Raw genomic sequence first — 13,108 nt, forward strand, 5'->3', positions numbered from 1 at the left:
CGGCCGCTCACACTTTCACGATCCAGCCGCGTCGCCACATCGCCCACGCGATGCCGTAGAACACCGCCACGAAACCGACGGCGAACAGCAGCGACGCGACACGCGGGTCCACCGGCAGCGCGCGCAGCGGCGCGACGAGCCAGGCCTTGAGCGTGACGCCCTCGGCGACATGGATCACTCCGAGCAGCCGGGCCACCAGGCCCGACAGCGCGAAGAGGAACAACGCGTTCATGCCGAACACCACCAGCGGGCGCAGGCGGCGCGCCATCGCGTCCCGCATGCGCGGCAGCGGCGCGGCATCGAGCAGCCAGTAGAACACGCCGAACACCAGGCATCCCCAGCCGGTCGTGAGGAAAACGAAGGCGGGGGTCCAGAGATTCTTGTTGATCGGCAGCGTCCAGGCGTCGAGCACCTGCGCGAACCAGAGGCAGGCAAGACCCGACACCAGGAACCAGGTGGCCTTCTCTCCGGGATCGCGGCCGCGCACGGCCAGCCAGCGACCCGCGAGCAGGCCGGCGATCTGGCTCGCGACGGCGGGCAGCGTGCTCAGCAGGCCTTCCGGGTCCCAGGTCTTCGCGTGCGCCCACAGATGGCCGGAGAGCAGCGTGCGGTCGAGCCAGGCGCCGACGTCCTCGCCCGGCTGCAGCGAGCCGCGATGCCAGACGCCCTGCGCGTCGGGCACGGCGACGAAGGTCTGGACCAGGCCGTAGCCGAGCAGCAGACCCACGAGCCACGCCAGCTGGGCGCGCCAGCCGCACCAGAGCGCGATGGGCGCGACCAGGATCGTGATCAGCCCCAGACGCTGCAGCACGCCGGGGATGCGCAGCGTCTCGACGTGGAAGAACGGGAAGAGGTTCAGCGCCAGCCCGATGAGGATGATCGTGGCGCCGCGCCGCCACATGTGGCGCAGCAGGGCGACGCGGTCGGCGGCCTGGCCGCGGCGGGCCAGGCTGAAGCTCATCGAGATCCCGCTGATGAAGACGAAGAACGGGAAGATCCAGTCGGTGAAGGTCCAGCCATGCCACGCGGCGTGCTCGAGCGGTCCGTACAGGGCGGACCAGTCGCCCGGGTTGTTGACCAGCAGCATGGCCGCGATGGCGAAACCGCGGAAGGCGTCGAGCGACAGCAGGCGGTCGCCGCCGGGAGGGTTGGTGATCGCCGGGGTGCTCACGCGGTGGCCTCCCTGCGGCCGAAGTTCTCGGGGATCCTGATCAGCGCGGTCATGACCAGCGACGGGATCGTCGCGATCAGCACCCACGCGAAGAAGTGCGGATAGCCGAGGTGGTCCTGCAGCCAGCCGCTCCACATGCCCGGCAGCATCATGCCCAGCGCCATGAAGCCGGTGCAGATCGCGTAGTGCGCGGTCTTGTGGGCGCCTTCGGCGACCAGGACCATGTACATCAGGTAGGCCGTGAAGCCGAGCCCGTAGCCGAACTGCTCGACCGCCAGCGCCGCGCTGATGACGGCGAGGCTGCCCGGGTGGGCATAGGCCATCGCGAGGAAAACGACGTTGGGCAGATGCATCGCGAGCACCAGCGGCCAGAGCGCCTTCTTCAGGCCGACGCGCGAGATGATCCACCCGCCCAGCAGGCCGCCCAGCGTCAGCGCGATCAGGCCGACCGTGCCGTAGGCCAGGCCGACCGCCTTGTTGCTCAGCGCGAGGCCGCCCTTGTCCAGCGGATCCAGCAGGAACGGCGTGGCGAGCTTCAGCAGCTGCGCTTCCGGGAAGCGGTAGAGCAGCAGGAAGCCCAGCGTCACCGCCAGGCCGGGCTTGCGGAAGAATGCGGCGAAGATCCGGAAGAACGTGCCCGGCTCGCGCTGCTCGCGAGGGAGCGGGGCATCGACGGCGGGACGCGGCAGTCGCCACAGGTGCCAGGCCGCGAGCAGCATGAAGGCGCCCGCCAGCACCGCCATCACGCCCTGCCAGGCGAGCACCCAGCTGTCGCCGCGGTCGTGCAGCTCGCCGGCCAGCCAGACGAGGCCGCCCTGGCCGCCGATGTTGGCGACGCGGTAGAAGGTCGAGCGCACGCCGACGAAAGCGGCCTGCTCATGCTTCTCCAGCGCGAGCAGGTAGAAGCCGTCGGCGGCGATGTCGTGCGAGGCCGAGGCGAAGGCCATCAGCCAGAGCACGGCGAGCGACATCTGGAAGGCGCGTTCCATCGGCAGCGTCAGCGCCACCATCGCCAGCGCCGCGCCGACGGCGAACTGCAGCGTCACGACCCACAGGCGCTTGGTGCCCAGCATCTCGACCAGCGGCGACCACAGCGGCTTGATCACCCAGGGCAGGTAGAGCCAGCTGGTGTAGAGCGCGATGTCGGTGTTCGAGATCGCCAGGTTCTTGTACATGATGACCGAGAGCGTCATCACGACCACATACGGCATGCCCTGCGCGAAGTACAGCGTGGGCACCCAGCGCCAGGGTCGGGCGCCCGGGGAAACGGAATCAGCGTGCATGGCGCTCAGTGTCGGCGCAAACCGGACGGGGGCCGCATCGGGGATTGCAGCGCTTGCGTGCGAAGGGCGCGTGCGGTCGGCGGGTGCGGATCAGCGTGCCGCGAGCGCACCGCGCACATCGCCGTCGTGTCGCGCGAGCAGGGCCTGGGCGTCGGCAGCGTCCAGCTGGCGCAGCAGCATCACGGTCGCGGTTTTCACGTGGAAGCCGCACTGGTCGAGCGCGGCGCGCGCGGCCGTCTCGTCCGTGTCGGCGGCGTGCATCGTCAGCGCGACGGCGCGCCGGACCAGCTTCGCGTTGGTGGCCTTCATGTCCACCATCAGGTTGCCGTAGACCTTGTGCAGCTTGACCATCAAGGCGCTGGAGAAGCTGTTCAGCGCGATCTTCTGGGCGGTGCCGGCCTTCAGGCGCGTGCTGCCGGAGATCACCTCGGCGCCGGTGTCCAGCAGGACCGGATACGCCCCGGCGGCCAGCACGGCCGCGCCCGGGTTGTTGGCGATCGCGATCGTCAGGCAGCCGGCGGCACGGCCGGCGGCCAGCGCGCCCAGCACGTAAGGCGTGTGACCCGAGGCGGCGATGCCGATCAGCACGTCGTCCGGTGTCGGCGCGAGCGCTTCGATGTCGCGCCGGCCCTGGGGTTCGTCGTCCTCGGCGCCTTCGACCGCCACGAACATCGCGCCCTCGCCGCCCGCCAGCACGGCGACCGCCCGCTCGCGCGGCCAGGAGAAGGTGGGCACCAGCTCGACACTGTCCAGCACGCCGAGCCGACCGGAGGTCCCGGCGCCGGCATACAGCAGCCGGCCGCCCGCCGCGATGCGCGGCAGGGCCGCGTCCACCGCCACGGCCAGCGCGGGCGCCGCCGCCCGCACCGCCTCGACCGCCGACCGCTGGTCGTCGATGAAGACTTCCATCAGCCGGGGGCTGTCGTACAGGTCCAGGTCTTGATGGTGGGCGCTGGGGGTTTCGGTGTTCAGAGGGTGGGACATGGGTCGGCCAGGGCGGAACGGGGAGGCCCGCAAGGTGCGGCCTACTCTAGTGGCGGGACCCCCTCGCTGCCAATGAAACGCGGCGGGAGCGTCATAACCCACGGTAATCCAGGGGCCTCAGCGGCGTCCGGTCGTGCGGGCCTCGGCTTCCAGCACGGACTGGATCACTTCGGCCAGGGCCACCGGCGTGGGGGCGGCGTCGAGTTCGATCAGCACCATGTAGCCGCGGTCGCTTCCCTGCGCGGTGAAGGCCTGCAGCAGGGCGATCTGGTCGCTGTGCACCATCACGCCCTCCGGGGACCAGTACTCCATCGCCACCAGGCAGCCGTCCGACGGCGTGCCCGGGTAGTAGCGGCTGCCGGCGTAGTAGCGCGGATCGATGGTGCTGCCATGCATCAGCATCTCGTCGCGGCCGGCACGGCCGGCCAGCCACGCTTCCTGCAGCGGGGCGTAGTCGCGCCACGACGCCGGCAGCAGCGTCCGGTAACGGTCCAGCGACCAGGCGGGCTCGTTCGGGCCGGGGGCGCGCTGCTCGTACTCGGCCACGCTGGCTTCGCCAGGCACCTTCGTGTGCAGGTAGGGCGTGGGGCCGATCCAGACGTTGGACGCCGCGCGTCCCGCGCCCTGGATCGTGAACAGGCCCTGCGGCGTGTTGCCCAGCGTGATCGTGCCGGGCAGGCCGCTGCTGGACAGCGCCAGCTGCTCGATGTTGAACAGGCCGCCGTCGGGGCGTCGGACGAAGCGGCCGTCGGCCTGCCTCACCAACGCCAGGCCCATCTGCTGCCGACCGGGCCGCTGGAAGCTGAACACGACCGGATGACCCGGGCGGATCGCCAGCAGGTCGGCCAGCGGCGGACGCGCCGTCTGCGGCAGGCCCTGCGCGGTGGCGACCGCCTGGGACAGTGCCTGCAGACGCGGCTCGGCGCGGTCCCGCTGCGCAAGCTGGGACTGGATGAGCGCCAGGTCTGAAGGCTGGCGGGTCTGCATCAGCGCGTAGGCGGCGATGGCGAACTCGCGTGGCGTCGTCAGCCGCGGCAGCAGCGGACGCAGCAGCGCCGCGGCGTCGACCGCATAGAGCGTGTAGGCCGCCGTCAGCAGCGGACGCTGGACGTCCGCCGGTTGCCCGTCCAACGCCGGGAGGGCGGCGAGCAGCGCCGGGCGGGCGGTGTCGATCTCGGTCCGGTAGTGCGCCACGAGCCGCAGCGCCTGGGCCAGTTCACGCAGCGCCGCGCTGTCCTGGGGCGCGGCCAGCGCCTGGGCCGAGGCAGCCCGGATGCGGGCCCGGTCGGTGCTCCAGCGGACCTGGGCCTCGGCGGCGCTGCCGACCGTGGAGCGGAACTGTGCCGGCCGCAGCGCCTGCAGCGCGGCGGGGCTGAACGGACCGCCGGGCGCCGCCGCGGGCCCGGGGGAGGGCGTGCGGGGGAGCTGCGAGCAGGCCGCCAGCAGCAGCGGTGCGGCGAGCGCGGCCCAGCGGGGCCAGGACTTGCCGGTCGCGGCAAGGCGCGGGGCGAGGTCGACGGGAGGGGACATCTGCATGGCGGCCGATTCTAGGGAGCGTCGTCTGGCAACTTATGCCGATCGCACCCGGGAACGCTGTTTGCAATCGACGCCCCGACTGAACAAGGGCCAAGCAAGATGCTGTCGATCAGGGAGTTCCGCCGCCGTCTGGCAATGGCGATGACATGGGCCGCCGCGCTGCTGGCGGCCCTCATCGCGGCGATGCCGCAGGAGGCGTCCGCCCAGGTGGCGGCGTTGCCGGCGGAGAACCCGGCGCTGTCCGCCGCCGTCGCGGCGAAGACGCCGGCCGATTGCGCGGCGATCCGCGACAACGACGCGCGCCTGGGCTGTTACGACCGCCTGAACGGTCGCGCGCCGGATGCGCCGCCCCCTCGGCCGCCGCCCAGGTCCGGCTCCAGCCGGTCCCTGCCGCCCTGCCGGTGGCGGCCGCGGCCAGCACGCCGCGCGTCGACGACCCGTGCTCGCGCCTGCCGGAAGCGTCCGGCAGCGCGCGCAACTACCTCGGCTCGACCCTGTCGGAGCGCTGGGAGCTGTCCTGCCGCGACCAGATGCCGCGCTTCCTGCCGCGGCCCCACCGGCCGGTCTACCTGCTGCCGGTGTCCTGGACCTCGCGGTCCAACCGCTCGCCGGGTCCCGCGTCGTCCGAGAGTCCGGACAACGGCGTGGTGCAGGCGCTGGACCTGGACAAGAACGAGGCGAAGTTCCAGATCAGCCTGAAGTCCAAGATCTGGGCGCTGGACGACCACGGCACGTTCTCCGTCTGGGGCGCCTACACGCAGAACTCGCGCTGGCAGGTCTACAACGGGCGCGAGTCGCGGCCGTTCCGCGAGACCAACTACGAACCCGAGCTGATCCTCACCCACGGGACCGACGTCGGGTTGCCGTTCGGCTGGAAGGCCAGCATGGTGAGCCTGAGCTTCAACCACCAATCCAATGGGCGGGCGGTGCCGCTGTCGCGCAGCTGGAACCGGCTGATCGGCGAGCTCAGCCTGGAGCGCGGCGAGACGACGGTCAGCCTGCGCCCCTGGTGGCGCATCCTCAACACCGGCAGTGACGACAACCCGGGCATCCAGGATTACGCCGGTCGCGGCGAGGTGCTGGTGACGCAGAAGCTGGGCCGGCACGTCCTGGCCCTGACCGCGCGGCACAGCCTGAAGGGCGGGGACCGCTCGCGCGGATCGGCGCAGCTGGAATGGGCCTTCCCCATCGGCGGCGGACTGCACGGCTACCTGCAGCTGTTCAGCGGCTACGGAGAGAGCCTCATCGACTACAACTTCCGCGAGTCCCGGATCGGGCTGGGGGTGTCGGTCGTCGAATGGCGCTGATCCCCTTCCCGGGGCGGCGATTCGATGAATATGGCGCACAGGTGGGGGCTGCCCCCATCGCCAGCCCGGGGCGGCTGGACTAGGCTGCACGGATGTCCGCATTCATCGACACCTGCGAGATCTGGGTGGTGGTCTACCGCCTGGACGGGCGCGACCGCCAATGGGTCCGCGCGCTGCCGCCCATGGCCGAGGCGCAGGTCCGCGCGCTGCTGCTGGAGGAGCTCGACGAGCTCTACGGCGCGCGGTCCGAGCTGGTGTCGCTGCGGCAGGCCGAGGACGCCGAGCGTGCCACGCTGATGGCCGGCGGTCTGCCGATGTGCCCGGTCGCCACGCCGCCGGGACCTGCGGCCGGCTGACCCGCGCCGGCGATCGTCGATCGCCCGCCGCGGTGGCGGCGAAACGACAGACCCGGGGCGTCCTGCCGGCGCCCTCGCGGTTTCAAGTGGGTTTCATGGCGGTTACGGCCCCCGGCCTGAAGACCACACGAGAGAATCCCCGCGTCGTGTCCACCGCTGTCAGCGGCGGCGCAGACCTGCCTGCCGCCGCCTCATGTCGTCCTCCTCGCCTTCCCCGCACGCCCCGCCGGCCCCCCGCCTGTTCGCCCTGGCCTGGCCGCTGTTCCTCGAGCTCTGCCTGGGCATCGCCATCGGCGTGATCGGGACGATGCTGGCGGCGCGGATCTCCGATCCCGCCGGCGCCGCGTTCGCGCTGGCCAACCAGCTCGCGGCGACGCTCTTCATCCTGTTCCGCATCATCGGCGCGGGCATCAGCGTGGTGATCACGCAGGCGTTGGGCGGCGGCCGGCGCGCCGTGGCTGATGCGACCGCACGCGCGGCACTCGGCGCGAGCACCTGGCTCGGCGGCTTTACGGCGTTGATGGCGCTGATTTTCGCGGGGCCGCTGCTGCGCCTGATGAATGCGCCGGCGGAGGTGCTGCCGCTGTCGCAACCCTTCCTGATGGCGCTGGCGCCGGCCATGATGCTCGACGCCTGGAATGCCTCGATGGCGAGCGTCATGCGCGCCCATCTGCGCAGCCGCGACACCCTGATGGTGCTGGTGGCGATGCAGGTGGCCCAGCTGCTGCTGTCGGTGACGTTGATGCCGCACCTCGGCCTGCCGGGATTCGCGGTCGCGCTGGCGGTGAGCCGGGCGTTCGGCCTGGGCCTGCATTTGTGGTTGTGGCGCGCACGGCTGGACCTGCGGCCGAGGGCCTCCGACTGGTGGCGCCTGCAGCGCGCGGAGCTTGCGGGCGTGCTCCACATCGGCCTGCCGGGCGCGGCGGAGAACATCGCGTACCGGCTCGCCTACATGGTGAGCGTGGCGATCGCGGGGCACCTCGGCGCGTCGGCGCTGGCGGCCCACAGCTACACCTCGCAGCTGATGTATTTCGTGCTGCTGCCGGGCCTGGCGACCGGCTTCGCGGCGGAGATCGTCGTCGGCCACCTGATCGGCGCGGGGCAGCTGCACGAGGCGCACCGGCTGGTGCGGCGGGCGCTCGCGCGCGGGCTGATGATCAGCGTGGTGGTCGCGGCCGGCGCGGCGGCGGCGTCGCCGTGGCTGCTGCAGATGTTCACGCACGACCAGAAGATCCTCGCCAGCGCGGTGGTGCTGATGTGGATCACCGTGATCCTGGAACCGGGCCGGACCTTCAACCTCGTCGTCATCAACGCGCTGCGCGCGGCGGGCGACGCGAAGTACCCGGTGATGGTGGGCGCGGGCTCGATGCTGCTCGTGCTGGCCGGCGGCAGCTGGCTGCTGGGCGAGGTGCTGGGGCTGGGCCTTGTCGGCCTGTGGATCGCCTACGCCGCCGACGAGTGGATCCGCGGCCTGCTGATGTGGCGTCGCTGGGCACGCCTGGGGTGGGTGCCGCAGGCGAGGGCGGTGCACCGTAGATTGAGGGCGGCGCGCGCCCATTGACCGTGGGGCTGGCGCTCAGTCGGCCCAGAGCTGGAGCGTCTCCCAACCCGATGGAAAACCGGCTGCACGCAACGACAGGCCGTGTGCCCTCGGAAAAGAAGCGATCAGGGCCTTGATCTGTCGGTGCCAATCGTCTTGGGGAGAGATCGCCTGGATCATCGATCGCATGCAACTGAGCGTTCCGAACAGACGGGTCTTCGCGTGTTCGTCGCCGTGCAGGAATTCAAGGTCGGGCCGGGCTTCCTTGGTCGGAAGCAGCGGAATCTTCGTCGTGGCCCGGTTCCACGTTCGCACGTGATGCGCCGCTCGATTGCGGGCGACATTGAACATGTGCATCCATGACCTGAGCACGATCGGATGCCCCACGCCGAAGTGCTGAGACATTGCTTTGGCATCTCGGAACTGGAGGCCTTCCACCAGTCGCGACAGCAATCCGAGTTCGAGAATTTCGACCGCAGCCCAGATCGGCATCCGCCCGCCATAGCGAAGTCGATGGTGCTCGACGAACTCTTCCTTCGATTTCGCGCAAAGGGCGTCAAAGCGTTTCAACCATTCGTCGTGGGATGAGGTGCCGGTACTTGCGTCAAGCAACGTGAATCGACGGTCGAAGAGCCTCGGGTTGCGGTGTGCTTCGACGTCGATGGATCCGAGCCGCTCCACCAGTGCTGCGCGGACTGCAACCTCGATGGTGCCAAGTCCATCCAGCAGGAGGAGACGGAGTGCTGCATCGAAGTCGGCAATGCCAACGACCTGGTCGAACGAAGCGCCAACATGAAAGGCCTCGGCGCTGGCGTTGCCGGTAGAGCCGGATTGCTTCAGGGAGTGCGCGTAGCCAGAAAGGCGGTAGTAGCCGACTCGACGAAGGACCGCATGAGCCTGCGGCTCTTGATGCACGTCGAGACCACGCCGACGAAGCAGCTCGATCTGCTCGTGAGTGGATGTGAAGGGCTTGAGGGGTCGCGGGCCATTGGCGGCCGCGAGGGGAGAAAGGATGTCCCCCACTTGAAATCCCGCGCTTTCGCCGGGCACAGAGGTGGGGGAACTGTTGCGATGAATCATAGCGAGCCTCCAGAACATCGGAATCGCACAGATGAGTAGGAAATGAGCAGGACATCGTCGGGTGGCCCTTGTGCGCGTCGAGCCGTTCGTTCGATCAATGCATGAGCATCGGATCGACGTCCGCGGCCGGCAATCGCGAGGACGGGTGAACCGGCATCCCTCCTCATGCGGATACGAACCGGCTTGACGACAAGGGGGCGAAGACGAACCCGCCGTGGAGGCGCGAGCCGACCGCTGCCCCTATGATCCCGCCCGCCATGAACCACCTGCTCAAGCGCCTCGCCGTGCTGCTGATGACGCTGCTGGCGGCCTCGGCGCTGATCTTCGGCGCGCTGGAATGGCTGCCCGGCAATGCCGCCCAACTGATCATGGGCCCCGAGGCGCCGCCCGAGGCCGTCGCCGCGCTCGCGCGCCAGCTGGGCCTGGACCAGCCGGCCTGGCACCGTTATCTCGACTGGCTGACCGGACTCGTGACAGGCGATCTCGGCCTGTCCTATGCCTATGGCGCGCCCGTCGCCGACCTGATCCTGGAGCGGCTGGCGCTGACGCTCCCGCTGGCCCTGCTCGCGATGGCGCTGACCGTCGTGCTCGCGCTGGCCGCCGGCTGGTGGGCCGCGAGCCAGCAGGGACGCGCCGGGGATCACCTCGTCATGGGCCTGACCCAGCTCGGCCTCGCGGTGCCGAGCTTCTGGCTCGGCATGCTGATGGTGCTGTTCTTCGCCGTGAAGCTGCAGTGGTTCGACGCCGGCGGCTTCCCCGGCTGGCGTGAAGACCTCGGCGGCGGACTGTGGCCCGGCTTGCGCGCTCTGTTGCTGCCCGCGGTCTCGCTGGCGTTGGTGCAGGCTGCGATCCTGGCGCGCATCGCTCGCTCGGCGCTGCTCGACATCGTCCGCGAGGATTTCATGCGCAGCGCCCGCGCCAAGGGCCTGTCGCGTCGCGCCGCACTGTGGCGTCACGGCCTGCGTCATGCGGCGATCCCGTTGCTCACACTCGGCGGATTGCAGTTCGCCAACCTGCTCGCCGGCACCATCGTCATCGAGAACGTCTTCACCCTGCCCGGACTCGGCCGGCTGATGGCGCAGGCCATCGCCAACCGCGACCTGATCGTCGTGCGCAACGGCGTCATGGGACTCGCGGCCCTGGTCCTGCTGCTCAACTTCGCGGTGGACCTGCTGCACGGCTGGATCGACCCGAGACTGCGCACGGGGACCGAGGCATGAGGACGGACAGGAAGTCGTGGGCATGAGGACCCGGACATGAAGCGCGCCGGATTCGTCGTGGGCATCGTGCTCACCGCGCTGCTGCTGTTGACCGCGCTGCTGTCGCTGGTCTGGACGCCGTGGCCGCCGGAGCAGATCGACATGGCGCGCCGGCTCGCGCCCCCGAGCGCCGCCCACTGGATGGGCTGCGACCAGCTGGGTCGCGACGTGTTCAGCCGTCTGATGGCGGGCGCGCGCAGCGCGTGGCTGGTGGGCATCGTGGCCGTCGCCATCGGCCTCATCGCCGGCACCGCGATGGGCCTGCTCGCGGCGGCGCGGCGCGGTCCGGTCGAGGCGCTCATCCTGCGCGGCGCCGACCTCGGCTATGCCTTCCCCGCCTTGCTGCTCGCGATCCTGCTGGCGGCGGCGCTCGGCCCCGGCATGACGGTCGCGATGGCCGCGATCGGGCTGCATGCCGTGCCCTCGTTCGCGCGGCTGGTCAACGGCAGCGCCAAGAGCTGGTGGACGCGCGATTTCGTGCTCGCCGCCCGCGTTGCCGGCCAGGGGCCGTGGTCGATCACGTGGCGACACGTCCTGCCGCAGCTGATGCCGCTGCTGATCGTGCAAGGCACGACCAGCTTCGCGCTGGCGATCCTGGCCGAGGCCGGCCTGTCCTACCTCGGTCTGGGCACCCAGCCGCCGCAGGCCAGCTGGGGTCGGCTGCTCGCCGAGGCGCAGACGCTGATGTTCGAGGCGCCGCAGCTCGCCCTGGCGCCGGGCGTCGCGATCACGCTGGCGGTGCTCGGCCTGAACCTGCTCGGCGACGGCTTGCGCGACCGGCTCGATCCGAAGGAGCAGCCGCGATGACGCCGGTCCGCGACCCTGCGCCGCTGCTCGAGATCCGCGATCTCCACGTTCGCCTGCCCGGTCGCGGAGGGGCGCGCCTGCACGCGTTGCGCGGCATCGATCTGTCGCTGGCGCGTGGCGAGAGTCTCGCGCTCATCGGCGAATCCGGCAGCGGCAAGACGCTGACGGCGCTCGCGGTGATGGGTCTGCTGCCCGAAGGCGCCGAGGTCGAAGGACGGATGGCGCTCGACGGCCGCGAGCTCCTCGCTCTGGACGAGAAGGACTGGTGCGGCTTGCGCGGACGTCGGGTCGCGATGGTCTTCCAGGAACCGCTGACGGCACTGAATCCGCTCCAGCGGGTGCTGGCGCAGGTGGCCGAGCCGATGCTGATCCATCGCCTGCAGCCGGACCGTGCATCCGCCCGCGAGCGGGCGATGGCGCTGCTGGCGCGCGTGGGCCTCGACGAGCGCCAGGCGCGCGCCTATCCGCATCAGCTGTCCGGCGGCCAGCGGCAACGCGCGCTGATCGCGATGGCACTCGCCGCGGAGCCCGACCTGCTGATCGCCGACGAACCCACGACCGCGCTCGACGCGCGCCTGCGCGTGCAGGTGCTGGACCTGCTGCGCGACCTGGTGTCCGAACGCGGCATGGGCCTGCTGCTGATCTCGCACGACCTGGCACTGACCGCACGCCGCGTCGATCGCCTGGTGATCCTGTACGGCGGTCGCGTGATGGAGCAGGGCGCCGGGCCGGCGCTGCTGGCGCATCCGCGCCACCCGTACACGCAGGCCTTGTGGGCGGCGCGGCCGCGGCTCGGGGCCGGACGTGACCAGGCGCTGCATCCGCTCAAGGGAAACGTGCCGGCACTGACGCAGCTCGGCGAGGGCTGCCCCTTCACGCCGCGTTGTCCGCTGGCGACCGCGCGCTGCAGCGCGGAACCGCCTCGATTCGATGGCCGGCTCGCCTGCTGGGAGGTCGCGCCGTGACCGTTCCGTGCTCCGCGATCCTTTCGACGTCGACAGGTCCGTCGAGTCCATCGGGGCCGCCCGTCGCGGCGACCCCGCTGCTGCAGGTGGAGGGGTTGAGCCAACGCTACGGCGGACGGAGGGTCCTGCGCGACATCGGCTTCACGCTGCAGCCCGGCGAATCGCTCGGGGTCATCGGCGAATCCGGCGCGGGCAAGAGCACGCTGGCGCGGCTCGTGATGGCGCTGGAGCGCCCGCATCAAGGCCGCGTGCTGTGGGACGGGCAGGACGTGAACGCAATGCCGGCGCGCCACCGGCGCACGCTGCGACCGCAGGCGCAGATGGTGTTCCAGGATCCGTACGGCTCGCTCGATCCGCGCTGGCGCGTCGGACGCAGCGTGATGGAGCCGCTGCTGGCCCTGCCGATGAACGATGCGCAGCGCCGCGAGCGCGTGGCGGAGGTGCTCGCCGCCGTCGGGCTCGAGGCCGACGCCGCGCTGCGTTTCCCGCATCAGTTCTCGGGCGGTCAGCGCCAGCGGCTGGCGATCGCACGGGCGCTGTCGACGCGGCCCCGCCTGATCGTCGCGGACGAGCCGCTGTCGGCGCTCGATGTCTCCGTGCAGGCGCAGATCCTGGCGCTGCTGCGCGACCTGCAGCGTCGCGACGGCATCAGCCTCGTCATCGTCAGCCACGACCTGCCGGCCGTCGAGGTCCTGTGCGACCGCGCGCTGGTGCTGCGCGGCGGCGAGGCCGTCGAGTACGGTTCCGCCGCCCGGGTGCTGGGCGAACCGCAACACCCGTACACGCAGGACCTGCTCGCCGCTTTGGCATGATCCCCGGC

12 protein-coding genes are annotated in these 13,108 nt (G+C 70.8%); 7 read left to right on the forward strand and 5 right to left on the reverse strand.

Going from position 1 to position 13,108, the window contains the following annotated elements; translation table 11 throughout:
• Positions 1-7: 7 nt before the first annotated feature.
• The 4 genes from ACQ859_RS03720 to ACQ859_RS03735 form a co-directional block, all read right to left on the reverse strand.
• Positions 8-1,171 carry an acyltransferase family protein gene (locus tag ACQ859_RS03720; protein ID WP_431264648.1) on the reverse strand — a complete coding sequence of 388 codons (1,164 nt, stop codon included), beginning with the start codon at positions 1,169-1,171 and terminating at the stop codon, positions 8-10.
• The gene (locus tag ACQ859_RS03725; RefSeq protein WP_431264649.1) at positions 1,168-2,454 is read right to left on the reverse strand and encodes an MFS transporter; all 1,287 of its coding nucleotides are present in this window, start codon (positions 2,452-2,454) and stop codon (positions 1,168-1,170) included. The genes ACQ859_RS03720 and ACQ859_RS03725 overlap by 4 nt, the downstream gene beginning before the upstream one ends.
• Before the next feature lie 90 nt (positions 2,455-2,544).
• Positions 2,545-3,438, reverse strand: coding sequence for an N-acetylmuramic acid 6-phosphate etherase (locus tag ACQ859_RS03730; RefSeq protein WP_431264650.1), 894 nt, complete (start codon positions 3,436-3,438; stop codon positions 2,545-2,547).
• A 117-nt stretch (positions 3,439-3,555) separates the two neighbouring features.
• Complete coding sequence (locus tag ACQ859_RS03735) at positions 3,556-4,974, reverse strand: hypothetical protein (protein ID WP_431264651.1); 1,419 nt, start codon at positions 4,972-4,974, stop codon at positions 3,556-3,558.
• A gap of 401 nt (positions 4,975-5,375) precedes the next feature.
• On the opposite strand from ACQ859_RS03735, the gene ACQ859_RS03740 reads away from it, so the two are divergent.
• The 3 genes from ACQ859_RS03740 to ACQ859_RS03750 all read left to right on the forward strand — a co-directional run bounded on the left by ACQ859_RS03740 (position 5,376) and on the right by ACQ859_RS03750 (position 8,198).
• Positions 5,376-6,281 (forward strand): phospholipase A, encoded by a 906-nt coding sequence (locus tag ACQ859_RS03740; RefSeq protein WP_431264652.1) that lies wholly within the window; start codon positions 5,376-5,378, stop codon positions 6,279-6,281.
• 92 nt (positions 6,282-6,373) lie between these two features.
• Positions 6,374-6,637, forward strand: coding sequence for a hypothetical protein (locus tag ACQ859_RS03745; protein WP_431264653.1), 264 nt, complete (start codon positions 6,374-6,376; stop codon positions 6,635-6,637).
• Positions 6,638-6,830: 193 nt separating this feature from the next.
• Positions 6,831-8,198, forward strand: coding sequence for an MATE family efflux transporter (locus ACQ859_RS03750; RefSeq protein WP_431264654.1), 1,368 nt, complete (start codon positions 6,831-6,833; stop codon positions 8,196-8,198).
• Between the two features lie 15 nt (positions 8,199-8,213).
• Here the strand turns inward: ACQ859_RS03750 and ACQ859_RS03755 are convergent, their stop codons facing one another.
• Entirely contained in the window at positions 8,214-9,257 is a 1,044-nt protein-coding gene (locus ACQ859_RS03755; RefSeq protein ID WP_431264655.1) for an Abi family protein, read from the reverse strand.
• A gap of 257 nt (positions 9,258-9,514) precedes the next feature.
• On the opposite strand from ACQ859_RS03755, the gene ACQ859_RS03760 reads away from it, so the two are divergent.
• From ACQ859_RS03760 to ACQ859_RS03775, 4 genes are all read left to right on the forward strand, one after another.
• Positions 9,515-10,477 carry an ABC transporter permease gene (locus tag ACQ859_RS03760; RefSeq protein WP_431264656.1) on the forward strand — a complete coding sequence of 321 codons (963 nt, stop codon included), beginning with the start codon at positions 9,515-9,517 and terminating at the stop codon, positions 10,475-10,477.
• A 36-nt stretch (positions 10,478-10,513) separates the two neighbouring features.
• Positions 10,514-11,323, forward strand: a complete 810-nt coding sequence (locus tag ACQ859_RS03765; protein ID WP_431264657.1) for an ABC transporter permease — start codon at positions 10,514-10,516, stop codon at positions 11,321-11,323.
• On the forward strand, positions 11,320-12,288 hold the full coding sequence (locus ACQ859_RS03770) for an ABC transporter ATP-binding protein (RefSeq protein WP_431264658.1): 969 nt from the start codon (positions 11,320-11,322) through the stop codon (positions 12,286-12,288). The genes ACQ859_RS03765 and ACQ859_RS03770 overlap by 4 nt, the downstream gene beginning before the upstream one ends.
• 95 nt (positions 12,289-12,383) lie before the next feature.
• On the forward strand, positions 12,384-13,100 hold the full coding sequence (locus tag ACQ859_RS03775) for an ABC transporter ATP-binding protein (protein ID WP_431264659.1): 717 nt from the start codon (positions 12,384-12,386) through the stop codon (positions 13,098-13,100).
• Positions 13,101-13,108 lie beyond the last annotated feature (8 nt).

This window comes from Roseateles chitinivorans (assembly GCF_050632235.1).
GTDB classification, from domain to species: Bacteria; Pseudomonadota; Gammaproteobacteria; order Burkholderiales; family Burkholderiaceae_C; genus Roseateles; species Roseateles chitinivorans_A.

Bases quoted from the DNA above. Each gene is read 5' to 3' on its own strand.
- ACQ859_RS03770 (WP_431264658.1), top strand. From the start codon at position 11,320: ATGACGCCGGTCCGCGACCCTGCGCCGCTGCTCGAGATCCGCGATCTC.
- ACQ859_RS03730 (WP_431264650.1), bottom strand. From the start codon at position 3,438: ATGTCCCACCCTCTGAACACCGAAACCCCCAGCGCCCACCATCAAGAC.
- ACQ859_RS03745 (WP_431264653.1), top strand. From the start codon at position 6,374: ATGTCCGCATTCATCGACACCTGCGAGATCTGGGTGGTGGTCTACCGC.
- ACQ859_RS03725 (WP_431264649.1), bottom strand. From the start codon at position 2,454: ATGCACGCTGATTCCGTTTCCCCGGGCGCCCGACCCTGGCGCTGGGTG.
- ACQ859_RS03755 (WP_431264655.1), bottom strand. From the start codon at position 9,257: ATGATTCATCGCAACAGTTCCCCCACCTCTGTGCCCGGCGAAAGCGCG.
- ACQ859_RS03765 (WP_431264657.1), top strand. From the start codon at position 10,514: ATGAAGCGCGCCGGATTCGTCGTGGGCATCGTGCTCACCGCGCTGCTG.
- ACQ859_RS03750 (WP_431264654.1), top strand. From the start codon at position 6,831: ATGTCGTCCTCCTCGCCTTCCCCGCACGCCCCGCCGGCCCCCCGCCTG.
- ACQ859_RS03760 (WP_431264656.1), top strand. From the start codon at position 9,515: ATGAACCACCTGCTCAAGCGCCTCGCCGTGCTGCTGATGACGCTGCTG.
- ACQ859_RS03735 (WP_431264651.1), bottom strand. From the start codon at position 4,974: ATGCAGATGTCCCCTCCCGTCGACCTCGCCCCGCGCCTTGCCGCGACC.